Annotated in this window: 19 protein-coding genes; 12 read left to right on the forward strand and 7 right to left on the reverse strand. The window is 71.0% G+C overall.

Going from position 1 to position 25,466, the window contains the following annotated elements; translation table 11 throughout:
* Positions 1–147: 147 nt before the first annotated feature.
* From G9Q37_RS13230 to G9Q37_RS13255, 6 genes are all read left to right on the forward strand, one after another.
* Entirely contained in the window at positions 148–1,266 is a 1,119-nt protein-coding gene (locus tag G9Q37_RS13230) for a TRAP transporter substrate-binding protein (RefSeq protein ID WP_166227709.1), read from the forward strand.
* Positions 1,267–1,332: 66 nt separating this feature from the next.
* Entirely contained in the window at positions 1,333–1,953 is a 621-nt protein-coding gene (locus G9Q37_RS13235) for a TRAP transporter small permease subunit (protein ID WP_166227711.1), read from the forward strand.
* Positions 1,953–3,950 (forward strand): TRAP transporter large permease, encoded by a 1,998-nt coding sequence (locus G9Q37_RS13240; RefSeq protein WP_166227713.1) that lies wholly within the window; start codon positions 1,953–1,955, stop codon positions 3,948–3,950. The genes G9Q37_RS13235 and G9Q37_RS13240 overlap by 1 nt, the downstream gene beginning before the upstream one ends.
* A gap of 103 nt (positions 3,951–4,053) precedes the next feature.
* The gene (locus G9Q37_RS13245) at positions 4,054–4,935 is read left to right on the forward strand and encodes a PPK2 family polyphosphate kinase (protein ID WP_166227715.1); all 882 of its coding nucleotides are present in this window, start codon (positions 4,054–4,056) and stop codon (positions 4,933–4,935) included.
* Positions 4,936–4,955: 20 nt separating this feature from the next.
* Positions 4,956–8,249, forward strand: a complete 3,294-nt coding sequence (icmF, locus tag G9Q37_RS13250; protein WP_166227717.1) for a fused isobutyryl-CoA mutase/GTPase IcmF — start codon at positions 4,956–4,958, stop codon at positions 8,247–8,249.
* An 11-nt stretch (positions 8,250–8,260) separates the two neighbouring features.
* Positions 8,261–9,187, forward strand: a complete 927-nt coding sequence (locus G9Q37_RS13255) for a diacylglycerol/lipid kinase family protein (RefSeq protein WP_166227719.1) — start codon at positions 8,261–8,263, stop codon at positions 9,185–9,187.
* Here G9Q37_RS13255 and G9Q37_RS13260 read toward each other — a convergent pair.
* Both G9Q37_RS13260 and G9Q37_RS13265 read right to left on the reverse strand, forming a co-directional pair.
* Complete coding sequence (locus tag G9Q37_RS13260) at positions 9,165–10,274, reverse strand: DUF6352 family protein (RefSeq protein WP_166227721.1); 1,110 nt, start codon at positions 10,272–10,274, stop codon at positions 9,165–9,167. The genes G9Q37_RS13255 and G9Q37_RS13260 overlap by 23 nt on opposite strands.
* Before the next feature lie 63 nt (positions 10,275–10,337).
* On the reverse strand, positions 10,338–11,639 hold the full coding sequence (locus tag G9Q37_RS13265; protein WP_166227723.1) for a right-handed parallel beta-helix repeat-containing protein: 1,302 nt from the start codon (positions 11,637–11,639) through the stop codon (positions 10,338–10,340).
* A gap of 243 nt (positions 11,640–11,882) precedes the next feature.
* Between G9Q37_RS13265 and rocF the strand changes: the two genes are divergently transcribed.
* The gene (rocF, locus tag G9Q37_RS13270; protein WP_166227725.1) at positions 11,883–12,824 is read left to right on the forward strand and encodes an arginase; all 942 of its coding nucleotides are present in this window, start codon (positions 11,883–11,885) and stop codon (positions 12,822–12,824) included.
* Positions 12,825–12,836: 12 nt separating this feature from the next.
* Here the strand turns inward: rocF and G9Q37_RS13275 are convergent, their stop codons facing one another.
* Positions 12,837–14,468 carry a GMC family oxidoreductase gene (locus tag G9Q37_RS13275; RefSeq protein ID WP_166227727.1) on the reverse strand — a complete coding sequence of 544 codons (1,632 nt, stop codon included), beginning with the start codon at positions 14,466–14,468 and terminating at the stop codon, positions 12,837–12,839.
* A gap of 157 nt (positions 14,469–14,625) precedes the next feature.
* On the opposite strand from G9Q37_RS13275, the gene G9Q37_RS13280 reads away from it, so the two are divergent.
* On the forward strand, positions 14,626–15,483 hold the full coding sequence (locus tag G9Q37_RS13280) for a 3-hydroxybutyryl-CoA dehydrogenase (protein WP_166227729.1): 858 nt from the start codon (positions 14,626–14,628) through the stop codon (positions 15,481–15,483).
* Positions 15,484–15,493: 10 nt separating this feature from the next.
* Here G9Q37_RS13280 and G9Q37_RS13285 read toward each other — a convergent pair whose 3' ends face one another.
* On the reverse strand, positions 15,494–16,210 hold the full coding sequence (locus tag G9Q37_RS13285; protein WP_166227731.1) for an SDR family NAD(P)-dependent oxidoreductase: 717 nt from the start codon (positions 16,208–16,210) through the stop codon (positions 15,494–15,496).
* Positions 16,211–16,332: 122 nt separating this feature from the next.
* Here G9Q37_RS13285 and gorA point away from each other — a divergent pair, with 122 nt between their 5' ends.
* Positions 16,333–17,736 (forward strand): glutathione-disulfide reductase, encoded by a 1,404-nt coding sequence (gorA, locus tag G9Q37_RS13290; RefSeq protein ID WP_166227733.1) that lies wholly within the window; start codon positions 16,333–16,335, stop codon positions 17,734–17,736.
* On the opposite strand, the gene G9Q37_RS13295 is transcribed toward gorA, so the two are convergent.
* Positions 17,729–19,000, reverse strand: a complete 1,272-nt coding sequence (locus G9Q37_RS13295; RefSeq protein ID WP_166227735.1) for a DUF4010 domain-containing protein — start codon at positions 18,998–19,000, stop codon at positions 17,729–17,731. The two genes, gorA and G9Q37_RS13295, sit on opposite strands and share 8 nt — an antisense overlap.
* Positions 19,001–19,032: 32 nt before the next feature.
* Here G9Q37_RS13295 and G9Q37_RS13300 point away from each other — a divergent pair, with 32 nt between their 5' ends.
* Genes G9Q37_RS13300 through G9Q37_RS13310 form a run of 3 tightly spaced genes read left to right on the forward strand, consistent with a single transcriptional unit; the run spans position 19,033 to position 23,324 of the window.
* Positions 19,033–20,541 (forward strand): AMP nucleosidase, encoded by a 1,509-nt coding sequence (locus tag G9Q37_RS13300; protein ID WP_166227737.1) that lies wholly within the window; start codon positions 19,033–19,035, stop codon positions 20,539–20,541.
* Between the two features lie 22 nt (positions 20,542–20,563).
* Positions 20,564–22,837, forward strand: coding sequence for a xanthine dehydrogenase family protein molybdopterin-binding subunit (locus G9Q37_RS13305; RefSeq protein ID WP_166227739.1), 2,274 nt, complete (start codon positions 20,564–20,566; stop codon positions 22,835–22,837).
* A 10-nt stretch (positions 22,838–22,847) separates the two neighbouring features.
* A complete protein-coding gene (locus tag G9Q37_RS13310) occupies positions 22,848–23,324 on the forward strand; it encodes a (2Fe-2S)-binding protein (protein ID WP_166227761.1) in 477 nt (158 codons plus the stop codon).
* Between the two features lie 18 nt (positions 23,325–23,342).
* Here the strand turns inward: G9Q37_RS13310 and purT are convergent, their stop codons facing one another.
* Together purT and asd are read right to left on the reverse strand one after the other, a co-directional pair.
* Positions 23,343–24,545: a formate-dependent phosphoribosylglycinamide formyltransferase gene (gene purT, locus G9Q37_RS13315; protein WP_166227763.1), complete on the reverse strand. Its 1,203-nt coding sequence runs from the start codon at positions 24,543–24,545 to the stop codon at positions 23,343–23,345.
* 25 nt (positions 24,546–24,570) lie between these two features.
* Positions 24,571–25,422, reverse strand: coding sequence for an archaetidylserine decarboxylase (asd, locus tag G9Q37_RS13320; protein WP_166227765.1), 852 nt, complete (start codon positions 25,420–25,422; stop codon positions 24,571–24,573).
* Positions 25,423–25,466 lie beyond the last annotated feature (44 nt).

The raw sequence follows: 25,466 nt of genomic DNA on the forward strand, positions 1-25,466 counted from the left end.
CACGGCCCGCCCGGCGCAGCGCCGCACCCAGCGGAAATCGCCTGCCCGCAGCCCGCCGGCAGCCGAACGCTCGGTGAAAACCCTGTCTTGGTAAGCATGCTTGCCAACGGATGATGGGGTTTTCCAACCCGTTCTGGAGACATCGCGATGACCGAGAAGAAGACTGCCACGTCCCGTCGCAGCATGCTGAAGGGGGCTGCCGTTGCCACCGGTGCCATGGCCGTGCCCATGGTCGCCACCGCCCAAACCACGACCCTGCGCTTCCAGTCCACCTGGCCGGCCAAGGACATCTTCCACGAGTACGCCAACGACTTCGCCAAGAAGGTCAACGACATGGCGGGTGGCCGCCTGAAGATCGAGGTGCTGCCCTCGGGCGCCGTGGTGCCGGCCTTCCAGATCCTCGAAGCCGTGTCCAAGGGCACGCTCGATGGCGGCCATGGCGTGATCGCCTACCACTACGGCAAGAACTCGGCGCTGGCCCTGTGGGGCTCGGGCCCGGCGTTCGGCATGGACCCGAACATGGTGCTGGCCTGGCACAACTACGGCGGCGGCAAGGAGCTCGTGGCCGAGATCTACAAGGCCCTGAACATGGACGTGGTGTCCTTCCTGTACGGTCCCATGCCGACGCAGCCGCTGGGCTGGTTCAAGAAGCCGGTGGCCAAGGTCGAAGACATGAAGGGCCTGAAGTTCCGCACCGTGGGCCTGGCGGTGGACGTGTTCACCGAGATGGGCACTGCGGTGAACCCGCTGCCCGGTGGCGAGATCGTGCCCGCGCTCGACCGCGGCCTGATCGACGCGGCCGAGTTCAACAACGCGTCTTCGGACCGCGTTCTGGGCTTCCCCGACGTGGTGAAGAACTGCATGCTGCAGAGCTTCCACCAGAGCGGCGAGCAGTTCGAGATCCTGTTCAACGGCCCCAAGTACAACGCGCTCAACCCCGAGCTCAAAGCCATCGTCGACTACGCGGTGCAGGCCGCCAGCGCCGACATGAGCTGGAAGGCCATCCAGCGCAACAGCCAGGACTACATCGAGCTCAAGAAGGCCGGCGTGAAGTTCTACAAGACCCCCGACGCCGTGCTGCGCGCGCAGCTTGCCGCCTGGGACAAGACCATCGCCAAGAAGGCCGGCGAGAACCCGCTGTTCAAGAAGGTGCTCGACTCGCAGAAGGCCTTCGCCGAGCGCGCCGGCCAGTGGCAGAACGACTACACCGTCGATTTCAAGATGGCCTACAACCACTACTTCGGCCGCGGCGCCAAGAAGAGCTGATCGCACGAATCGGCCCCGGAAAGGGCGCCCCTCCGGGCGCCCTTTCTGTTTCTCCCGGAAATCGCCATGCAAAAACTTCTCTTCACGGTCGACGCGATCTCGACCTGGTTCGGCAAGGCCTGCGCCTGGGTGGTGGTGGTCCTCACGGCCCTCATCACCTGGGAGGTCTTCTCGCGTTATGTGCTCAACCACCCGCACGCCTGGGTGCTCGACGCCCAGATCATGTTGTACGGCGTGCTGTTCATGACCGCGGGCGCCTACACCCTGGCCAAGAACGGCCACGTGCGCGGCGACGTGCTGTACGGCTTCTTCCAGCCGCGCACGCAGGCCAGCATCGACCTCACGCTCTACATCCTGTTCTTCCTGCCCGGCATCGTGGCGCTCACCTGGGCCGGCTGGACCTTCGCGAACGAGTCGCTCGCCATCCGCGAGCAGACCTTCAACGCCGACCCGCTGCCGGTCTACCCCTTCAAGTTCGTGGTGCCCATCGCGGGCGCCTTCCTGCTGCTGCAGGGCATCGTCGAAATCATCCGCTGCGTGATCTGCCTGCAGACCGGTGAATGGCCGCGGCGCGAAGACGACGTGGAAGAAGTCGACGTCGACAAACTCAAGGAAATGGTGCACGTGAAAGACGCCGACATCGAAGCGCTCGACCAGACCCTCACCGCGAAGAAGGGTGGTCAGTGATGAAGATCCGCAAGGAACTCTGGTTCGGTTTCATCCTGATGGGCATCATCGTCGCCGCCGCCGGCGCGATGGTGCTCAGCGTGGACAAGATGACCAATGGCCACTACGGCCTGCTCATGCTCTCGCTGGTGGTGGTGGCCATCATGCTGGGCTTTCCCACCGCCTTCACCCTCATGGGCATGGGCATCATCTTCACCTTCTTCGCCTACCACTCGGGCGACCAGACGGTGGGGGGTGCGGTCCGGCAGACGCTGGACCTGATGGTGCAGCGCGCGTTCTCGGTGATGTCCAACGACGTGCTGATCTCGATCCCGCTGTTCGTGTTCATGGGCTACCTGGTCGAACGCGCCAACCTGATCGAGAAGCTGTTCCGCAGCCTGCACCTGGCGCTGGCGCGTGTGCCGGGCTCGCTGGCCGTGGCCACGCTGGTCACCTGCACCGTGTTCGCCACCGCCACCGGCATCGTGGGCGCGGTGGTCACGCTCATGGGCCTGCTGGCGCTGCCGCAGATGCTCAAGGGCGGCTACGACACGCGCCTGGCCGCGGGCGCCATCACCGCGGGCGGCTGCCTGGGCATCCTGATCCCGCCGTCGGTGCTGCTGATCGTGTACGGCGCCACCGCGGGCGTATCGGTGGTCAAGCTCTATGCCGGCGCGTTCTTCCCGGGCCTCATGCTCGCGGGCCTGTACATCGTGTACGTGATCCTGATGGCCAAGCTCAAGCCGGCCTGGGCCCCGCCCCTGTCGGCCGAACAGCGCATCGTGCCGCTGCCCGAGCCCCTGCTCAAGGTCGGCGCGCGCGCCGGCGCCTCGGCGCTCGCCGGCCTGCTGGCCGCGCTCAAGGGCCGCAACAACCAGGGCGTGCCCACCGGCTACCTGCTGCGCCAGCTCGGCATCGCCCTGCTGCCGGCGCTGCTGTTCGTGGCCGTGGCCGTGCTGAGCTACCCGAGCCCGCGCGACGCCAGCGTCGACGCCGACACGCCGAGCGAGCTGGTGCAGCTCGGCGCGGGCTCGCAGGTGCAGGAATCGGGCACGGGCCTGGCCGAGCCCTCGGGCGGCCTGAGCGAGCCGCCGGCCGAAGACAGCGGCGGCCTGGCCGAACCGCCCAAGGACGGTGAGGACAACGGTGGCCTGGCCGAGCCCCCGGGCAGCGACGGCGCCGCCGCCGAACCCAAGGCCGAAGGCGTGGCCGAACCCGGCGCGGCCAGCAGCCCCGCGGACACCGCGGCCGACGCGGCCGACGCCGGCGCCGGCAGCGGCTACTGGATCGGCGTGGGCGTGGGCGCGCTCGCGCTCGCGGTCTTCTACGCGCTGCTCAGCTACGCGCGGCTCGAGATCTTCAAGATGCTGCTCTCGAGCTTCTTCCCGCTCGTGGTGCTGATCCTGTTCGTGCTCGGCTCCATCGTGTTCGGCCTGGCCACGCCCACCGAGGCGGCGGCCGTGGGCGCGTTCGGCGGCTTCCTGCTCGCCGCGGCCTACCGCCAGCTCACCTTCGGCGTGATCAAGGAAAGCGTGTTCCTCACGGCCAAGACCAGCGCCATGGTGTGCTGGCTGTTCGTGGGCTCGGCGATCTTCTCGGCCGCGTTCGCGCTGCTGGGCGGCCAGGAACTGGTGGAACAGTGGGTGCTGGGCATGAACCTGTCCAAGACCGAGTTCCTGATCCTGTCGCAGGTGATCATCTTCATCCTCGGCTGGCCGCTCGAATGGACCGAGATCATCGTGATCTTCATGCCCATCTTCATCCCGCTGCTGGACAACTTCGGGGTCGACCCGCTGTTCTTCGGCCTGCTGGTGGCGCTGAACCTGCAGACCGCCTTCCTGAGCCCGCCCGTGGCCATGAGCGCGTTCTACCTCAAGGGCGTGGCGCCCAAGCACGTCACGCTGAACCAGATCTTCGCGGGCATGCTGCCCTTCATGGGCATCCAGATCGTCGCCATCGTGCTGCTCTACTGGTTCCCCGAGATCGGCCTGTGGCTGCCGTCGGTGCTCTACAACTGATCGCCGCTCGTCCAGCCCGGGGGCGCTTCGGCGCCCCTTTTTTTCGGGTTTGCGGCTACCATTGACGTTTACGTTAACGTCAACTCGCCAGCCCTCCCGCCCCATGCCCCGCGCCAGCGACACGTCCCTGCCCTTCGGCGACGCCGTGCTGCGCGCGCCGCCAGGCAGCCCCTGGAAGGCCTGGCAGATCGACCCCGACGCCGAGCGCCGCAAGGTGTCGCTCGAGGCGCTGGACCCCGGCGCCCGGCCCTTCTCCAGCGGTGACAAGGCCGCCGACCGGGCCGCGGTGGAGCGCCTGGCCACCGAGATCGACGAACTGCAGAACGTGTTCCACCCCGATGGCCGCTACAAGCTGCTGGTGGTGCTGCAGGGCACCGACACCTCGGGCAAGGACGGCACGGTGCGCGGCGTGTTCGGCCGCACCAGCCCGCTGGGCGTGCGCACCGTGGGCTGGAAGGCCCCCACCGAGCCCGAGCGCGCGCACGACTTCCTCTGGCGCATCCACCAGGCCATGCCGGGCAACGGCGAGATCGTGGTGTTCAACCGCAGCCACTACGAAGACGTGCTGGTCCCCGTGGTCAATGGCTGGATCAACCCGGCGCAAACGCGCCAGCGCTACGCCCACATCAACGACTTCGAGCGCCTGCTCGCCGAGACCGGCACCGTGGTGCTCAAGTTCATGCTGCACATCGGCTTCGACGAGCAGCGCCAGCGCCTGCAGGACCGCATCGACGACCCCACGAAGCACTGGAAATTCAGCCTCGGCGACCTCGACGTGCGCCAACAATGGGCCCAGTACCAGAAGGCCTACGAAGACCTGCTCGAGGCCACGAGCACGCCCTGGGCGCCCTGGACCGTGGTGCCCGGCAACAGCAAGACCCACCGCAACCTCATGATCGCCACCCTGGTGCGCGACACGCTCAAGGCGCTGAAGTTGCGTTTTCCGCCCGACGATCCGCGCCTCAAAGGCCTGCGCGTCACCTGAATCCACCCGAGAGAGACCCCATGACCCAGCTGTCCGCCGACTACCAGGCCCTGGCCAACTACCGCCCCCGGCACAAGGTGCGTTTCGTCACCGCCGCGAGCCTGTTCGACGGCCACGACGCGGCCATCAACATCATGCGTCGCATCCTGCAGAGCATGGGCGCCGAGGTGATCCACCTGGGCCACAACCGCAGCGTCGACGAGGTCGTGACCGCGGCGCTGCAGGAAGACGTGCAGGGCATCGCGATCAGCAGCTACCAGGGTGGTCACGTCGAGTACTTCAAGTACATGGTCGACCTGCTCAAGGCACGCGGCGGCGCGCACATCCAGGTCTTCGGCGGCGGCGGCGGCGTGATCGTGCCCAGCGAGATCGCCGAGCTGCAGGCCTATGGCGTGGCGCGCATCTACAGCCCCGAGGACGGTCAGCGCATGGGCCTGGCCGGCATGATCGGCGAGATGGTGATGCGCTGCGACCAGGACCTGTCGCCGCACGCGCCCAAGGCCCTGGCCGCGATCGAGGGCCATGGCGAAATGCACTGGCGCGCACTGGCCCAGCTCATCACCGTGATCGAGAACGGCCAAGCCGACGCCGCGCTGCTGCAGGGCGTGCGCGATGCGGCCGCAAAACGCACGGTGCCGGTGCTGGGCATCACGGGCACGGGCGGCGCGGGCAAGTCCTCGCTCACCGACGAGCTCATCCGCCGCCTGCGGCTCGACCAGGGCGACGCGCTGCGCGTGGCCGTCATCAGCATCGACCCCTCGCGCCGCAAGAGCGGTGGCGCGCTGCTGGGCGACCGCATCCGCATGAACGCCATCAACCCGTGGCAGAACGGCGCGCGCGTGTTCATGCGCAGCCTGGCCACGCGCGACTTCGGCAGCGAGATCAGCGCCGCCCTGCCCGACGTCATCGCCGCCTGCAAGGCCGCGGGCTTCGACCTCGTGGTGGTGGAGACCTCGGGCATCGGCCAGGGCGACGCGGCCATCGTGCCGCACGTGGACGTGCCCCTGTATGTGATGACGCCCGAGTTCGGCGCCGCCAGCCAGCTCGAGAAGATCGACATGCTCGACTTCGCCGAGTTCGTGGCCATCAACAAGTTCGACCGCAAGGGCGCGGCCGACGCGTTGCGCGACGTGGCCAAGCAGGTGCAGCGCAACCAGGAGGCCTGGGGCAAGCGGCCCGAAGACATGCCGGTGTTCGGCACCATGGCCGCGCGCTTCAACGACGACGGCGTGACCGCGCTGTACCAGGCGCTCAAGGGCCGCCTGGGCGGCCTGGGCCTGGCGCTCAAGGACGGCGCGCTGCCCGTGGTGAACGTGCGCCACAGCACCAACCAGACCCCCATCGTGCCGCCCGCGCGCACGCGCTACCTGGCCGAGATCTCGGACACCGTGCGCGGCTACAAGAAGATGGTGCGCCAGCAGGCGAAGCTCGCGCGCGAGATCCAGCAGCTGCGCGCCAGCGCCGAGATGCTGCGCGTGGACAAGCCCGAGCGCTCGCGCGCGGCCGAGGCCGTGATCGACCTCGCCCAGGTGCGCGAGCTCGACCAGGACCCGGCGGCGCGCAAGCTGCTGCAACAGTGGCCCGACATGCAGAAGGCCTACGCGGGCGAAGAGTACGTGGTGAAGATCCGCGACAAGGAGATCCGCACCGCGCTCACCACCAAGAGCCTCTCGGGCACCGTGATCCGTAAGGTCGCACTGCCGCAGTACGAGGACCACGGCGAGCTGCTCAAGTGGCTCATGCTCGAGAACGTGCCCGGCAGCTTCCCCTACACCGCGGGCACCTTCGCCTTCAAGCGCGAGGGCGAAGACCCCACGCGCATGTTCGCGGGCGAAGGCGATCCCTTCCGCACCAACCGCCGCTTCAAGCTGCTCTCCGAAGGCATGGCCGCCAAGCGCCTTTCCACCGCCTTCGACTCGGTCACGCTCTACGGCAACGACCCCGACCTGCGGCCCGACATCTACGGCAAGGTGGGCAATTCGGGTGTGAGCATCGCCACGCTCGACGACATGAAGGTGCTGTACTCGGGCTTCGACCTGTGCCACCCGGCCACCTCGGTGTCCATGACCATCAACGGCCCGGCGCCCAGCATCCTGGCCATGTTCATGAACACGGCCATCGACCAGAACCTGGAGAAGTTCAAGGCCGACAACGGCCGCGAGCCCACCGCCACCGAGGCCGCGAAGATCCGCGAATGGGTGCTGGCCAACGTGCGCGGCACGGTGCAGGCCGACATCCTCAAGGAAGACCAGGGCCAGAACACCTGCATCTTCAGCACCGAGTTCAGCCTCAAGGTGATGGGCGACATCGCGAGCTATTTCGTGCACCACGACGTGCGCAATTTCTACTCGGTGTCCATCAGCGGCTACCACATCGCCGAGGCCGGGGCCAACCCGATCAGCCAGCTCGCGTTCACGCTCTCCAACGGCTTCACCTTCGTCGAAGCCTACCTGGCGCGTGGCATGCACATCGACGACTTCGCGCCCAACCTGTCGTTCTTCTTCAGCAACGGCATGGACCCCGAGTACACCGTGCTGGGCCGCGTGGCGCGCCGCATCTGGGCCGTGGCCATGAAGGAGAAGTACGGCGCGAACGAACGCAGCCAGAAGCTCAAGTACCACGTGCAGACCAGCGGCCGTTCGCTGCACGCGCAGGAGATCCAGTTCAACGACATCCGCACCACGCTGCAGGCGCTGATCGCGATCTACGACAACTGCAACTCGCTGCACACCAACGCGTTCGACGAAGCCATCACCACGCCCACCGAGGACTCGGTGCGCCGCGCCATGGCGATCCAGCTCATCATCAACCGCGAGTGGGGCCTGGCCAAGAACGAGAACCCCAACCAGGGCGCCTTCATCATCGACGAGCTCACCGAACTCGTCGAAGAAGCGGTGCTCACCGAGTTCGAGCGCATCGCCGAGCGCGGCGGCGTGCTGGGCGCGATGGAGACCGGCTACCAGCGCGGCCGCATCCAGGACGAGTCCATGCACTACGAGATGCTCAAGCACACCGGCGAGCTGCCCATCATCGGCGTCAACACCTTCCGCAACCCGCACGGCGACCCGATCCCGCAGTCGCTCGAACTCGCGCGCTCGACCGAAGACGAAAAACAGAGCCAGCTCAAGCGCCTGCAGGACTTCCACGCCCGCCACGCCCACGAAGCGCCGGCCATGCTGGAGCGCCTCAAGCGCACCGTGATCGACAACGGCAACGTGTTCGAGGTGCTGATGGACGCGGTGCGCTGCTGCTCGCTGGGCCAGATCACCAACGCCCTGTTCGAGGTCGGCGGACAGTACCGGCGCAACATGTGACACTCGGGCCCATGCACGCCATGGGCCCCCGCGCGATCCGCGCCGTCGTCGCCAACCCGCGCGCCCAGGGCGGGCGCGCCGCGCGCCTGCTGCCCGCGCTGCGCGACGCCCTGCCCCCCGGGGTCGCGCTGCACACCCCCGGCGACATCCCGGAGGCCCTGGCCCTGCTGCGCGGCCTGCCCCCGGGCTCGCGCGTGGTGGCCGTGGGCGGCGACGGCACCCTGCACCGCTGGCTGCCCGCGCTGCTCGAACGCGGCCACGAGCTCGGCGTGGTGCCCCTGGGCAGCGGCAACGACACCGCGCGCGCCCTGGGCCTGCGCCGCGGCAGCCCCCTGCCCTGGCTCACGCACGCGCTCAACGGGCCGCCGAGCACCATGGACATCGGCCTGGCCAGCTGGCACGACGGCCAGGGCGAGCGCCACGACACGCCTTTTCTCTCGAGCCTGAGCGCGGGCTTCGACGCCGCCGTGGTGGCGCGCGCGCTCACCGGCCCGCCGCGGCTGCGCGGCCTGCCGCGCTACCTCTGGGCCACGCTGCGCGAACTGGCCGCGCTGCGCAGCTGGCACCTGGACGTGACCGTGGACGGCCAGCACCGCCACGAAGGCCCCGCGCTGTTCGCGGCCACGCTCAACACCGCCACCTTCGGCGGCGGCATGCCCGCCACGCCCGCAGCGCGCACACGCGACGGTCTGCTCAACCTGCTGCTGGCCGGCCCGTTCTCGCGCCCGGGCGCGCTGGGCATGCTGCCGCGGCTGCTGGTGGGCTGGCACCTGGGCCACCCCCGCATCCACACGCGCGCTTTCGAGCAGATGACCGTGCTGGGCCGCGGCGACCTGCCGCTGGCCGCCGACGGCGAATGGCTGGGTCTGGCGCGCTCGTTCACGGTCGCGGTGCGGCCGGGTGCGCTGCGCGTGGTCAGGGCGCCGAACTCGGGCTGAACGCCGCGGCGTCGGCCAGCGGCAGGTCGAGCCACAGGTTCTGCGGCTTGAGCTTGAGCAGGCCCTGCGCGTTCATGGCCAGGCCCAGGTACACGGGCTTGCCGCGCAGGTCTTCGCGCTGCTGCGCCGGGTCGGCAAAGCGCAGGCGGAACAGGCTGATGAGGCGCTGCTGGCGCGCCTCGCTCAGCGACTTGCCCTGGTACAGGTCGTTGAGCAGGCCGGTGGCCTCGGCGTCGAGCCCGATGTGCCAGCGCCAGGCCGGGTCGTCCACGCGCGACAGCGCTTCGATCTGCACGGCCACGCCATGCAGGTGCATGACCCAGCGCTCGAGCACCTGGGCCAGCGCCTTCAGGCCCGATTGCGCGCGGTTCATGCTGAGCACCAGGCCGTGCGGCAGCTGCTGCTGCACCGTGTGCGTGAGGTCGAGCACGAAGCGGTGCGAGGCGCCGGGCTGCCCCAGCGCCTGCAGGTAGGCCGGGCCGGTGTCTTCATTGAGCACCTGCAGCTCGACCCCGCGCAGCGTGGCGCCGGCCTGCTTGAGCAGCGCGCCCATGCTGCCCAGGCCCGCGGTCTCGTGCAGCTGGTCGAGCGTGTCGGCATCGCCCGCAAGCACGCGGCCGCCCTGCAGCTGCACGCGCTGGCGGCGAAACAGCAGCTCGGCCGCGCGCCACAGCATCGGGTCGCGCGCGGGGCCCAGCAGGCGCACCACCATGGCCTGCACCAGCAGGTCGAGGAACAGCGGCGGCACGGTGACCGCGCCCGCGGCGAAGAAGCCGGTCCAGGCGGCTTCGATCGAGCCGGCACGCTGCACCGCGTCGCGCAGCGCGAGGAAATGGCGCCAGTTCTCGCGCACGTCGGCATCGAGCATGGCCTCGATCTGGCCGGGGATCACGCTGCGCAGCGGGTCTTGCAGCAGCGCCTCGTGCAGGCCGCGCTCGGCCACGCAGGACTCGGGCACCAGTGCGAGCTCGGGCCGCTGCAGCCAGTGGCGCCAGTAGTCGGGCGTGGGGGCGTGCCAGCCGCGCGAATCGGCCACCAGGTGTTGGGCGCCGCTGGCGGGCCAGGGCGTGAAAGAAGCGTCGGGCATGCGGAGCGAGCACAAGGCCGGGCACCAGCGCCCGGGCAGGGCGCGATTGTGGCCCAGGCCCCGTCAGGGCGCCGACTGGACCGCCCCGGCCACACGCCCCGCGCCGAGGTTGCGCAGCGTGTAGGGCTGCGGTGCGTCCTGCGTGTAGGCCGCGTCGGGCACGCCGGCCAGGCCGATCTGCGCCTGCAGCGCGGCGTCGGGCCAGAAGTTGGGCGCGTCGAGGTTGGTTGCGCCGGGGATGTTGCTCGCGAGGCCCGTGACGTTGGCGGTCTGCAGCACGCTGCCGCTGGGAAAGCCGTTGGTGGTGAGCGCCTGGTTGCCGGTGCCGGCCAGCAGGTTGGCCGTGAGGCGCACGGTGCTCACGCCGCTGGGCAAGGACAGCCAGGCACCACCCGAGCGCGTGTTCACCAGGGTGTTGTGGTACAGCTCCAGCGTGCGCACGCTGTTGCTCAGGCCTTCATTGCCGTACGAGATGAGGTTGGCGTTCTGCGCGCTCGGCCCCTTTTGCAGCAGGTTGCCGCGCAGCACCACGCGCCCGCCATTGGGGAAGTCGGCCTGGTAGCTCGCGGTGCCGGCGGTGCCGTCCATGAAGTAGCTGTGCTCGATCACGGTCTCGCGCGCGCGGCTCTTGAGGTTATGGCCCACACGCGCCTCGCGGAAGAAGCTCGAGCGCACGGTGAGGCGGTCGATCGCGTTGACGTAGAGGTTGTGGGTGTAGCCGTCGCCGCGGCCGTTGCGCGCGAACTCGGAGCGGTCGATGGTGATGGTGGACGCACCGGCCGCGGCGAGCAGGCCGTTCTCGTTGTCGTAGAAGCCGCTGTTGGCGATGCGCAGCTCGCCGCCGTGCTCGGCGCGGATGCCCGCGCCGTTCTGGTCGGGCACGGTGGCGCCGCGGAACTCGAGGTTGTCGATGGCGATGTTGGTGCCCGCCACCACCCAGATGCCCTTGCCGCTCTGGTTGAGGCCGTCGGCGAACAGCCGCGCACGGCCGCCCGTGCCGCAGATGGTGAGGTTGGACGCGCTCCAGGTGGCCAGGGCCGCCGCGCCGCGGTAGTCGCCGGCGCTGATGCGGATCACGTCGCCCGAGACCGCGGCGCGCGAGGCCGCGTTGGGCGAGGCATAGGGCTTGCCGGGGCCGACCTCGAGCACGCGCCCGCTCGCGCTGTCGCACAGCGTGCCCGAGACCGGCGCGGGCGGCGGCGTGGGCGAAGGCGTCGACGCCACGGGCGCGGGGCTGCCGCCGGGCGATGTGCCGCCCCCACCACCGCCGCCGCCGCAGGCGGCCAGGGTGGCGGTGAACAGCAGGGCCAGGGTCGGGCGGGTGACAGTGAACGCGCAGGACGCGGAGGAATCGGCGATGGACATGGGCAATCGAAACGGACGGGCGCGCCAGGCGCGGGCGCCTGGCAGGCGCGCGAAGCGCCGCGAGTATGGCGGCCAGGCAGACCGCCGCGGGGGCCTGGTTCGGTGTGATTTGGTAACCCGCGCCCGCGGCCTGCCCCGGGGCGCGGGCCGTGCCGCGCCGGGCAAATGTGACAATCGAAACCCCTCGACACGGCAGGCCCCGCCCGGTGGCGCGACCTGCTCCGATCGCGTGAGCACTTTTGCATGACAGACGCTTTCTCCCGCACCGTGAGCCTGATCGGCGTGCCCACCGACGTGGGCGCGGGCGCGCGCGGCGCGTCCATGGGCCCCGAGGCCCTGCGCGTCGCCGGCCTGGCCGAGGTGCTGCAGGCCCAGGGCCTGCGCGTGCACGACCGCGGCAACCTCGCGGGCCCATCCAACCCCTGGCAGCCGCCCGAGAACGGCTACCGCCACTTCGAGGCCGTGAAGGCCTGGAACGAGGCGCTGCACGGCGCGGTGTTCGACGAACTGCAGCAGGCCCGCCTGCCCGTCGTGCTCGGCGGCGACCACTGCCTGGGCCTGGGCTCGATCAGCGCCGTGGCGCGCCACTGCCGCGCCAGCGGCAAGAAGCTGCGCGTGCTCTGGCTCGACGCCCACGCCGACTTCAACACCGCCGAGCTCACGCCCAGCGGCAACATCCACGGCATGCCCGTGGCCTTGCTGTGCGGCCTGGGCCCGGCCGCGCTCACGGGCATCGGCGGCACCACGCCGGCGGTGCGGCCCGATCAGATCCGCCAGATCGGCATCCGCAGCGTGGACCCGGGCGAGAAGCGCCTGGTGCACGAGCACGGGCTGGAGGTGTTCGACATGCGCTACATCGACGAGATGGGCATGCGCCACACCATGGAGCAGGCCCTCCTGGGCGTGGACGACAACACCCACCTGCACGTGAGCTTCGACGTCGACTTCCTCGACCCCGAGGTCGCGCCCGGCGTGGGCACCACGGTGCGCGGCGGCCCCACCGACCGCGAGGCCCAGCTCTGCATGGAGATGATCGCCGACACCGGCCGCCTGGCCTCGCTCGATGTGATGGAACTCAACCCCGCGCTCGACGTGCGCAACCGCACCGCCGAGGTCGCGGTGGACCTGATCGAGAGCCTGTTCGGCAAGTCGACGCTGATGCGCAAGACCGCGCCGCGCGCCTGAGCGCGCCGGGGCTCAGGCCGCGCTGCGCCGCGCGGCGCGGATCAGGTCGACCGCCTTCTCGGCCACCATGATCACCGGCGCGTTGGTGTTGCCGCCCACCACCTCGGGCATCACCGAGGCATCGACCACGCGCAGGCCGCGCACGCCGTGCACGCGCAGCGCGGCGTCCACCACCGCGTCGGCATCGGGCCCCATGCGGCAGGTGCCCACGGGGTGGTAGATGGTGTCGGCGTGGCGGCGCACGAACTGCTCGATCTGCGCATCGCTCTGCGCGTCGGCCGAGGTGGGCGATTCGGTGCCGCCGAAGCGCGCGAGCGCGGGCTGCTGCAGCAGGTGGCGCATGCGCTTGAAGCCGCGCACCAGCCGCGCCACGTCGTCGGGGTGCTGCAGGAACGCAGGGTCGATCAGCGGCGCGAGCTGCGGATCGCGCCCGGCCAGGCGCAGCGTGCCCCGGCTCTTGGGCCGCAGCAGACACACGTGGCACGAGTAGCCGTGGCCGAACACGGTCTTGCGGCCGTGGTCCACGAGCTTGCCGATCACGAAGTGCAGTTGCAGGTCGGGAATGGGCTCGTCGGGCGCGCTCTTGATGAAGCCGCCCGCCTCGGCAAAGTTGGTGGTGAGCAGGCCGGTGCGCGCGCGCCGCCATTCGGCAATGCCGCGCAGCGCCGCGAGCACGCCCTTGAAGGACAGCCCGAACAACTCGGTGGCGCGCGGCGCGTTCACCACCTGCACCACGTCCACGTGGTCGTGCAGGTTGCCACCCACGCCCGGCAGCGCGTGCACCACGGCAATGCCATGCTGCTGCAGGTGATCGGCCGGGCCGATGCCCGAGAGCATGAGCAGCTGCGGCGAGCCGAAGGCGCCCGCGCTCAGAACCACCTCGCCGCCCTCGCGGCAGCGCGCGAGCTGCAGCGGGCCGCGGCCGCCCTGGGCGCGGTATTCCACCGCCACCGCGCGCGGCGCGCCGCTGTCGTCGGTGTCGGTCACCACGCGGCACACCAGCGCGTCGGTGATCACCGTGAGGTTGGGCCGGCCCAGGTGCGGCGTGAGGTAGGCCTTGGCCGCGCTGAAGCGCTCGCCGTGGCGGTGCGTCACCTGGTAGGGGCCCACGCCTTCCTGCTCGGCCCCGTTGAAATCGGGGTTCACCGGGTAGCCTGCCTCGCGGCCCGCGGCGACGAAGTGCGCGCCGAAAGGATTGGGGCTGGTGAGGTCGCGCACGTTGAGCGGACCGCCGGTGCCGTGGAACGCGTCGGCCCCGCGCTCGTTGTGCTCGGCGCGCTTGAAGTAGGGCAGCACGTCCGCCCAGGCCCAGCCCGGGTTGCCCCCGGCGGCCCAGGCGTCGTAGTCGCGCGCATGGCCACGCGCGTAGATCATGGCGTTGACCGAGCTCGAGCCGCCCAGCACCTTGCCGCGCGGCTGGTAGCCGCGGCGGCCATTGAGGCCGGGCTGCGGCACCGTCTCCAGGCACCAGTTTGCCTGGCCGTTCTTGGCCAGCAGCGCGAGGCCCGCGGGGCAATGGATCAGCACGCTGCGGTCGGGCGGGCCGGCCTCGATCAGCGCCACGCGCAGCCCCGGGTCTTCGCTCAGGCGGCCGGCCAGCACGCAGCCGGCCGAACCGCCGCCCACGATGATCACGTCGTACATGCAGGTGTCTCCAAGGTCGCTGCGGCGCAGCAGCGCTGCGCGACAATCGAGGGGCAGTTTTGCACGCGCTCCCCTGCCCCGTGTAGGCAGCCGCGCCTAGCCACGACACGCCCGCGACGCGGGTTTCCCCTGATCCCCCACTCGAGGTTTTCTTCGCATGAGCAGCAACAGCATCCAGACCGTCGGCATCATCGGCTCGGGCACCATGGGCAATGGCATCGCACAGGCCTGCGCCACCAGCGGCATCCGCGTGGTCATGGTCGACATCGCGCAGGCCGCGCTCGACAAGGGCCTGGCCACCATCGCGGGCAGCCTGGACCGCCTGATCAAGAAGGAGAAGCTCAGCGCCGAGGGCAAGGCGCAGGCGCTGTCGCTGATCACCACCAGCACGAACTACGAGGACCTCAAGGGCGCGCAGCTCGTGATCGAGGCCGCGACCGAGAACGAGGCGCTCAAGGTGAAGATCCTGCAGCAGCTCGACGCGCTGCTCGCGCCCGAGGTGATCGTGGCCACCAACACCAGCTCCATCGGCATCACGCAGCTGGCCGCCGCCACGAAGCGCGCCGACCGCTTCATCGGCATGCACTTCTTCAACCCCGTGCCCATGATGGCGCTGGTGGAGATCATCCGCGGCCTGCAGACCAGCGACGCCACGCACGACACGGTGAAGGCGCTCGCCGAGGCCCTGGGCAAGACGCCGATCACCGTGAAGAACGCGCCGGGCTTCGTGGTCAACCGCATCCTCGTGCCCATGATCAACGAGGCCTTCTTCGTGCTCGCCGAAGGCCTGGCCACGGCCGAAGACATCGACGCCGGCATGAAGCTCGGCACCAACCAGCCCATCGGCCCGCTCGCGCTGGCCGACATGATCGGCCTGGACGTGTGCCTCGCGGTGATGAACGTCTACGTCAACGAGTTCAACGACAGCAAGTACCGCCCCTGCCCGCTGCTCAAGGAGATGGTGGCCGCGGGCTACCTGGGCCGCAAGACCGGCCGCGGCGTCTACACCTACTGAGGCGCCCGGCTCACCACGGCACGGGCGTGCCGTGGTGGTCGAAGAAGCCGCCGCTCGCGCCTTCGGGCAGGGTGTCGATCACGCGCAGCAGCTCCTGCGCGGCCAGCGCGGGCGGTCGCACCTCGAGCCCGGTCTTGGCGAAGGGCGCCGCCAGCGCCGTGTCCACCGTGCCCGGGTGCAGGGCCACGCACAGCGCGGCCTTGTTGCGCCGCGCGAGCTCGATGGCCGCGGTGTGCACGAACTGGTTGAGCGCGGCCTTGGACGCGCGGTAGCCGTACCAGCCGCCCAGGCGGTTGTCGCCGATGCTGCCCACGCGCGCCGAGAGAAACGCCGCCACGCAGCGGCCCTGCCGGGGCAGCAGCGGCAGCAGGTGCCGCATGACCAGCGCGGGGCCGATGGCGTTCACCGCGAACAGGCGCTGCAGGGCCTGCGCGTCCAGGTGCTGCCAGCCGCGCTCGGGCTGCACCGCGCCTTCGTGCAGGAGGCCGCTGGCCACGATCAGGGTGCGCAGCGCGCGGCCTTCGTCGGCCAGGCGCTGCGCCACGTGGGCGGCCAGGTGCTCGATGCTTTCGGGCTCGGCGAGGTCCACCGCGGGCTCGGTGCGCCGGCCCACGGCGAGCACCGTCTCGCCGCGCGCGCGCAGCGCCTGCACCAGCGCCGAGCCGATGCCGCCGGTGCCGCCGAGCACCAGCGCCAGCGCGCGGTCGTCCGTGGGTGGGGTTTGCATGGCGCGCGATTCTGCGGCGGCGCGGGCGGGCACACCGCGGCGCGCCCACAAGGCCCCGCGCGGGCCGGGCCCTTGCGGCGGCGCAGCACCCCGCAGCGCGCCGCGCCCTACCATGTCGCCCCATGAGCACTGACGACTTCGACCTTTTCGTGATCGGCGGCGGCAGCGGCGGCGTGCGCGCCGCGCGCATGGCGGCGCAACGCGGGCTGCGCGTGGCCCTGGCCGAGCGGCTGGGCCACCAGGGCCTGGGCGGCACCTGCGTGAACGTGGGCTGCATTCCCAAGAAGCTGTACAGCTACGCGGCCGGCTACCACGAGGCCTTCGAGGAAGCCCCGGGCTTCGGCTGGCAGATCGACACGCCGCCGCGCTTCGACTGGGCCACGCTCAAGGCCAACCGCGCGAAAGAGATCGCGCGCCTGAACGGCGTGTACGCCGGCCTGCTCAAAGGCGCGGGCGTGGTGCAGATCAACGGCTTCGCGCGCTTCACCGGGCCGCACCAGATCGCGGTCGACACCACCGACGAAACGGGCCACCCTGTCACGCAGCAACACCGCGCGAGGCACGTGCTCATCGCCACCGGCGGCACGCCCAGCCTGCCCGACATCGAAGGCCGCGAGCACATCCTCGACAGCAACGCCATGTTCGACCTCGATCCGTTCCCGCAGCGGCTCGCGATCGTGGGCGGCGGCTACATCGCGAGCGAGTTCGCGTCCATCTTCAACGGCCTGGGCGCGCGGGTCACGCTGATCAACCGCGGCGAGCTGCTGCTGCGCGGCTTCGACGACGACATCCGCCGTTTCGTGGGCGCCGAGATGGCCAAGACCGGCATCGATCTGCGCATGCAGACCGAGGTCGCGCGCATCGTGCGCACCGCCACGGGCCTGCAGCTCAACTTCAAGGATGGCGGCACGCTCGAGGCCGACGCGGTGCTCTACGCCACCGGCCGCAAGCCGCTCACCCAGGGCCTGGGCCTGGAGCACGCGGGCGTGGCGCTGGGCGCGCACGGCGAGGTGGCGGTGAACGGCGAGCACCAGACCAGCGCGCCGCACGTCTACGCCGTGGGCGACGTGACGGGCCGCGTGCAGCTCACGCCCGTGGCGCTGGGCGAGGCCATGGTGGTGGTCGACCGGCTTTGCGGCCCCGCGCCCGGCAAGGCCGCGCGCCAGATGGCCTACGAGAACATTCCCACCGCCGTGTTCACGCACCCCAACATCGGCACCGTGGGCCTCACCGAGGCGCAGGCGCGCGAGCGCCATGGCGAGGTGACGATCTTCCGCAGCGAGTTCAAATCGCTGCGGCACACGCTCTCGGGCCGCAGCGAGCGCACCCTCATGAAGCTCGTGGTCGACACGAAGACCGACCGCGTGCTGGGCGTGCACATGGTGGGCGCCGAGGCCGGCGAGATCGTGCAGGGCTTTGCCGTGGCGCTGAAAGCCGGCGCCACCAAGGCGGTGTTCGACAGCACCATCGGCATCCACCCCACGGCGGCCGAAGAGTTCGTGACCATGCGCGAGCCGCTCAGGTGAGCACGAACAGCAGGGCAGCGGCCAGCGCCGTGTGCAGCCACAGGCCCGGCGCGAGCCAGCGCAGGTAGGCCGCACCCCCCGAGGCCAGCGCGGTGGCCGACTTGCTCGCCGCGTGCACCACCAGCACCAGCACCACGGCCTCGCGCGCCGCCGTGTCGGGGCCGGTGCTGCCGAACACCGCGGCCACCGCGGCGTGCAGATCGGCCAGGGCGCCGATGGCCGCGCCCACGATCAGGCCCGCATCGCCCAGGCCCAACCGCAGGGCGTGCACCAGCACCTGGATGGCGGCGAGCAGCGCCGCCACCGCGAGCGCGCCGCCCAGGCTGAACATGCGGTCGGCGCGCGGGGCCGGCAGGGCCTCGGTGCGCGGGGTGGCGCCGGCCACGGTGACATCGGCCCCGCGGCCCGGCCCGCTCACCAGCCACCAGCCCCAGGCCAGCGCGAGCGCCGCACCCGCCAGCGCCGGCAGCCACAACACCGCGAGCCAGGCCGGCCGCACCGCGGCCGCCACCAGCAGCAACTGCAGCTGCGTGGACACGCACGACAGCAGGCCGCCGCCGGCCATCACCCGCACCGGCGCCGCGCCCGAGCGCGCCGCCAGTCCCAGGCTGGCGATGGTGGCCGTGCTCGACACGAAGCCCGAGGCCAGCGCCGACAGCGCCACCGCGTGCCGCGTGGCGAGCAGCCGCCGCGCCAGGTGCGCCGCCGATTGCAGCGCGAGCAGCAGCGCCAGCAGCACCCCGATGCCGCGCGGGTTCAGCGCCTCGCCCCACAGGGGCCGGTCGGGCAGCAGCGGCAGGCCCAGCAGCACCAGCGCCGCGAGCAGCAGGCCGTCGCGCAATTCGGCCGGGCCCAGCCAGTGCTTGACGAAGCGGTGCGCACGCTCGCGCACCGCGAGCACCGCCGTGAGCGCCACCGCGAGCGCCGCGGCCAGCGGCACGCTGGACACGGTGAGCACGCCGATGAGGTAGGTGAGCAGCAGCGCGACCTCGGTGGTCACCCCGGGGTCGTCCGAGCGGTCCTTGTAATAGGCCACCAGGCACAGACCGGCCACGCAGGCCGCGCCCACCACCACCAGGCCCGCCAGCCCCGTGAGGGCCGCCGCCGCGCCCGTGACGCAGGTGAGCGCGAAGCTGCGCAGGCCGGCCAGCGCACGCGCCGGGCCCTGGCACTTGCGGCGTTCGCGCTCGGTGCCCACCAGCAGCCCGCAGCCCAGGGCGACGGCGAGCGCGGTGGCCGCCGCGGCGGGTTCCAGGGATGACAAACCGGTCACGGCGGGGCGTTCACAATAGCTGCATGCAGCGATCGCCCGACTTTACCGCCCCGCGTTTCTACGACGACCCCGATGCCGCGCTCGAGCAGGTGCAGCGCATCTACCAGCAGAGCGTGGACTTCCTGCGCAAGGCCCTGCACGACTACGTGGACGGCGCCGACTTCCACGGCGTGCGCGTGCGCGCCTGCTACCCCTACGTGCGCATCCACACCCACAGCAACCTGCGCCTGGGCGAAGGCGCCGACGAGCTCGGCCGCCAGCGCCTGAGCTACGGCTTCGTGGCCGGCCCGGGCCGCTTCGAGACCACGCTCACGCGCCCCGACCTGTACAGCGACTACTACCGCGAGCAGTTCCGGCTGCTGCTGGCCAACCACGGCGGCGAGCTCGAGATCGGCACCAGCACGCAGCCGATCCCGATCCATTTCTCGTTCGCCGAGCACGACCACGTGGAAGGTCAGATGAGCGTGACGCGCCGCGCGTTCATGCGCGACGTGTTCGACCTGCCCGACCTCACCGCCATGGACGACGGCATCGCCAACGGCACGCACGAGCCCGGCCCCGGCGAGCCGCACCCGCTGTCGCTGTTCACCGCGCCGCGCGTGGACTATTCGCTGCAGCGCATGCGCCACTACACCGGCACCTCGCCCGATTGGTTCCAGAACTTCGTGCTGTTCACGAACTACCAGTTCTACATCGACGAGTTCATCAAACTCGGCCACGCCGAGATGGCCAAGCCCGACAGCCCCTACGTGGCCTTCATCGAACCGGGCAACGTGGTCACGCGCCGCAGCGGCCTGCCGCCGCAGCCGGGCGACGAACTGGGCCACGCGCCGCCGCGCCTGCCGCAGATGCCCGGCTACCACCTGGTGCGCGAGGACCGCAGCGGCATCACCATGGTCAACATCGGCGTGGGCCCGGCCAACGCCAAGAACATCACCGACCACATCGCGGTGCTGCGCCCGCACGCCTGGCTCATGCTGGGCCACTGCGCGGGGCTGCGCACCAACCAGCAGCTCGGCGACTACGTGCTGGCCCACGCCTACGTGCGCGAAGACCACGTGCTCGACGAAGAGCTGCCGCTGTGGGTGCCCATCCCGGCGCTGGCCGAGATCCAGCTCGCGCTCGAGGCCGCGGTGGCCGACGTGACCGGCGTGGCGCCCAACGAGCTCAAGCGCATCATGCGCACCGGCACCGTGGCCAGCACCGACAACCGCAACTGGGAGCTGCTGCCCAACAACATGCCGCAGCGGCGCTTCTCGCAATCGCGCGCGGTGGCGCTCGACATGGAGTCGGCCACCATCGCGGCCAACGGCTTCCGCTTCCGCGTGCCCTACGGCACCTTGCTGTGCGTGAGCGACAAGCCGCTGCACGGCGAGATCAAGCTGCCCGGCATGGCCAACCACTTCTACCGCGAACGCGTCGACCAGCACCTGCGCATCGGCATCCGCACCGTGGAGCTGCTGCGCGCGGGCGGCGTGAACCAGCTGCACAGCCGCAAGCTGCGCAGCTTTGCCGAGGTGGCGTTCCAATAAGGTTCTTCAAGGAGACCAGCGCATGGCCAGCACCCGCCGCACCGTCATCCTCGGCACCCTGGGCGCAGCCGGCGCCCTGGCCATCGGCTGGGGGGTTCTGCCGCCGCGCCAGCGCCTGAACACCGCGCAAGCGCTGCCCACCGCCGAAGGCGAGGTGGCCTTCAACGGCTGGGTGAAGATCGCGCGCGACGGCGCGGTGACGGTCACGCTGGCCAAGAGCGAGATGGGCCAGGGCGTGGTGACTTCGCTGTGCATGCTGCTGGCCGAAGAGCTCGATGCCGACTGGTCGCGCGTGCGCTGGCAACCCTCGCCGATCGACAAGATCTTCAACAACATCAGCACGGTGGTCGACGGCCTGCCCGTGCACCCCGACACCGACAACGCCGCGCTCGACGTGCTCAAGTGGCTCACCGCCAAGACCATGCGCGAGGTCGGCGTGATGATGACCGGCGGCTCGTCGAGCGTGAAGGACCTGTGGCTGCCCATGCGCCAGGCCGGCGCCGCGGCGCGCGAGATGCTGGTGGCCGCGGCCGCCGCGCAATGGGGCGTGGCCGCGGCCGATTGCGGCACCGAAAACGGCGAGGTGATCGCACCCGACGGCCGCCGCCTGGGCTACGGTGCGCTCGCGGCGGCCGCCGCGCAGCAGAAGATGCCCGCCTCGCCCAAGCTCAAGCCGCCCGAGCGCCACCGGCTCATCGGCCAGCCCACGCGGCGCATCGACACGCCGGGCAAGATCGACGGCAGCGCGCGCTTCGGCATCGACGCCCTGCCCGAGGGCCTGCTGTACGCCAGCGTGAAGATGTGCCCCACGCTCGGCGGCCGCGCCCAGCGCTTCAACGACGCACCCGCGCGCGCCCTGCCCGGCGTGAAGGCGGTGGTGGGCGTGGAACCGCTGCGCGGCGGCACCGGCGGCGTGGCCGTGGTGGCCGACCACCCCTGGCGCGCGCGCAAGGCCGCCGACGCACTCGACGTCACCTGGGCCCACGGCGAACTCGCCAGCTTCGGCAGCGCCGCGGCGCTGGAGCGCTTCGCACAGGCCGCGCGCAGCGAGAAAGGCTATGCCTTCTTCGAGACCGGCGAGGTCGAGCCCGCGCTTGCGGGCGCGGCCACGCGCATCGAGGCCGAGTACCGCGCGCCGTACCTCGCGCACGCGGCGCTCGAACCGATCAACGCCACCGTGCTGTTCGAAGGCAACAAGGCCACGGTGTGGGTGTCCACCCAGGTGCCGGGCCTGGCGCGCAGCGCCGCGGCCCAGGCGCTGGGCCTGCCCGACGAGGCCGTGACGGTGAACGTGATGCTGCTGGGCGGCGGCTTCGGCCGGCGCCTGGAAACCGACTTCATCGCCCAGGCCGCGGCCATCGCCAAGGCGGTGCCGGGCCAGCCGGTGCAAACCCTCTGGAGCCGCGAGCAGGACACGCGGCACGACCTGTACCGCCCGGCCTGCGTGGCGCGCTTCGAGGCCGGCTTCGACGCCGACCGGCGCCTGGTGGCCTGGAAGAACACCAGCGCGGGCCAGGCCATCGTGCCGCAGGTGCTCACGCGCGCCTTCGGCCTGCCCGGTGGCGGGCCCGACAAGACCGCGAGCGAAGGCGCGTTCGACCAGGCCTACGAATGGCCGGCCGCGCGCATCGCGCACGTGGCCGTGGCGCTGCCGCTGCAGGTGGGCTTCTGGCGCTCGGTCGGGCATTCGCACCAGGCCTTCTTCAAGGAAGGCTTCGTGGACGAATGCGCGCACGCCGCGGGCCAGGACCCGCTGGCCTTTCGCGAGGCGCTGCTGCAAAAGCACCCCAAGCAGCTCGCGGTGCTGCGGGCCGTGGCCAAGGCCGCGGGCTGGGGCACGCCATCGCCCGCCGCCCCCGACGGCGCGAAGACCGCGCGCGGCATCGCACTGCACGACTCGTTCGGCTCCACGGTGGCGCAGGTGGCCGAGGTCTCGCTGGGCCCCGACAAGGCCATCCGCGTGCACCGCGTGTGGTGCGCGATCGACTGCGGCCTCGCGGTCAACCCCGCGGGCATCCGCCAGCAACTCGAAGGCGCGGTGGTGTTCGGCCTGTCGGCCGCGCTGCACGGCGGTGTCGAGATCGTCGACGGCCAGGTGCAGCCCAGCAACTTCCACGACCAGCCCATCGTGCGGCTGGCCGAGGCGCCGCGCGTGGAATGCCTGATCCTGCCCGGCAAGGGCCAGCCCGAGGGCGTGGGCGAGCCTGGCGTGCCGCCGATCGCACCCGCCGTGGCCAACGCGCTGTTCGCGCTCACCGGGCAGCGCCTGCGCAGCCTGCCCTTGAAGCTCGCCTGAGGAGACCCCGATGAGCACCGCCCTCACCGTCAACGGCCGCCCCGTCACCGTCGAGGCCGAACCCGACACCCCCTTGCTGTGGGTGCTGCGCGCCGACCTCCAGCTCACCGGCACCAAGTTCGGCTGCGGCATGGCGCTGTGCGGCGCCTGCACCGTGCACGCCAACGGCCAGGCCATCCGCTCGTGCGTCACGCCGGTGTCGGCCGTGGCAGGCCAGGCCATCACCACCATCGAGGGCGTCGAAGGTCCCGAGATCGCGGCGCTGCGCGCGGCCTGGACCGCCGTGGACGTGGTGCAGTGCGGCTACTGCCAGAGCGGGCAGCTCATGAGCGCCTGCGCGCTGCTCAAGACCAACCCCAAGCCCGACACCGCCGCCATCCGCGAAGCCATGGACGGCAACCTGTGCCGCTGCGGCACCTACCAGCGCATCGAGGAAGCGGTGGCGCTGGCGGCGCAACAAACCGGGCAGCAGGCCGCCAAGGCCTGAGCACGCGCGAGTTGGCGCTCAGGCGCGGCGCGGCTTCACCTTCGACGCCGCGAGCTTCGCGTTCGTGCGCGCCTGCTCCACGTCGGCGTGCCGCGCCAGCGCCACGCCCATGCGGCGCTTGCTGAAGCTCTCGGGCTTGCCGAACAGGCGCAGCTCGGTGCCGGGCACGCGCAGGGCCTCGTCCACGCCGTCGAAGGCGATGCCCTGGGCCTCCATGCCGCCGTAGATCACGGCGCTCGCGCCCGGGCTCTTGAGCGTGGTGTCCACGGGCAGGCCGAGGATGGCGCGCGCGTGCAGCTCGAACTCGTTCTGCCACTGCGTGGCCATGGTCACCATGCCGGTGTCGTGCGGGCGCGGGCTCACCTCGCTGAACCACACCTGGTCGCCGGCCACGAACAGCTCCACGCCGAACAGGCCCTGGCCGCCCAGGTTCTCGGTGATCGCCTGAGCGATCTCGCGGCTCTTCTGCTGGGCCACCGGGCTCATGGGATGCGGCTGCCAGCTTTCCACGTAGTCGCCACTCACCTGCACATGGCCGATGGGATCGCAGAAATGCGTTTCCACCGCGCCGTCCGCGCCGAGCGCGCGCACCGTGAGCAGCGTGATCTCGTAGTCGAAGCGGATGAAGCCCTCCACGATGATGCGGCCATGGCTCACGCGGCCACCGGCCATGGCGTAATCCCAGGCCTTCTGCACGTCGGCCGGGCCGTCGATCTTGCTCTGGCCCTTGCCGCTGCTGCTCATCACGGGCTTGACGATGCAGGGGTAGCCGATGCCACCGTCGATCGCGGCCTGCAGTTCCTCAAGCGAGTCGCAGAACCGGTAGGGGCTGGTGGGCAGGCCCAGGGTCTCGGCCGCGAGGCGGCGGATGCCCTCGCGGTCCATGGTCAGGCGCGCGGCGCGCGCGGTGGGGATCACGCGCACCACGCCCGCGGCCTCGAGCTCCTGCAGCATGGGCGTGGCAATGGCCTCGATCTCGGGCACCACCAGCATCGGGCGCTCGCGTTCGATCAGCGCCTTGAGCTGCGCCGGGTCGCTCATGGCGATGGTGTGCGCGCGGTGCGCCACCTGGTGACCGGGCGCGTTCTCGTAGCGGTCGACCGCGATGGTCTCGACCCCCAGGCGCTGCAGCGCGATCAGCACCTCCTTGCCGAGTTCGCCGCTGCCCAGCAGCATGACTTTGGTGGCCGAGGGCGACAGCGGCGTGCCGAGCGTGGTCATGGCAATGTCCTTGAAAGCAGAAGAATCAGATCGTGGTGCCCATGGCCTCACCGAGCCGCACCGGCCGCGCGGGCGCCCAGTCGGGGTGGAAGGCGATGGTGTCCTTGGGCCAGAGCAGCACCACGGTGGAGCCGAGCAGGAAGCGGCCCATCTCGGCGCCGCGATCGAGCGCCACGGGCGCATCGGCGTAACGCCAGGTGCGCACGCCGCCGGGCCGCGGCGGGTTCACCACGCCGTGCCACACGGTGGCCATGCTGCCCACGATGGTGGCGCCCACGAGCACCAGCACGAAGGGCACGGTGCGCCCGCCCACGGGCATGTCGAAGTGGCAGACCACGCGCTCGTTGCGCGCGAACAGGCCGGGCACGCCCGCGGCGGTGGCCGGGTTCACCGAGAACAGCTCGCCGGGCACGTGCACCATGCGCGTGAGCGTGGCCGCGGCCGGCATGTGGATGCGGTGGTAGTCGCGCGGGCTCAGGTAGATTGTGGCGAAGTCGCCGTCTTCGAAGGCCGCGGCCGCGGCGGCGTCGCCGCCAAGCAGGGCCGTGGTGCTGTAGTGGTGGCCCTTGGCCTGGAAGATCTGGTCGCGCTGGATGCGGCCGAACTGGCTGATCGCGCCATCGACCGGGCAGACGAAGGCCGCATCGGCCAGCGGGCGCGCGCCGGGCTTGAGGGCGCGCGTGAAGAACGCGTTGAAGCTCGGGTAGTGCGCCGGATCGGGGTCGTCGGCCTCGGCCATGTTCACGCCGTAGCGGTCGATGAAACGGCGGATGACCCAGGTGGTGAGCGCCCCGCAGCGCGCGCCGGCGAAAGCGCCCGCCAGGCGCGTGAGCGCCCCCTTGGGCAACAGGTATTGGAGACGGACGGCCAGCGACATGGCGCCGGATTGTAGGAGCCCGCCTTGGTGCCACCGGGGGTATG

Origin of the sequence: Hydrogenophaga crocea (assembly GCF_011388215.1) — a bacterium.
GTDB classification, from domain to species: domain Bacteria; phylum Pseudomonadota; class Gammaproteobacteria; order Burkholderiales; family Burkholderiaceae_C; genus Hydrogenophaga; species Hydrogenophaga crocea.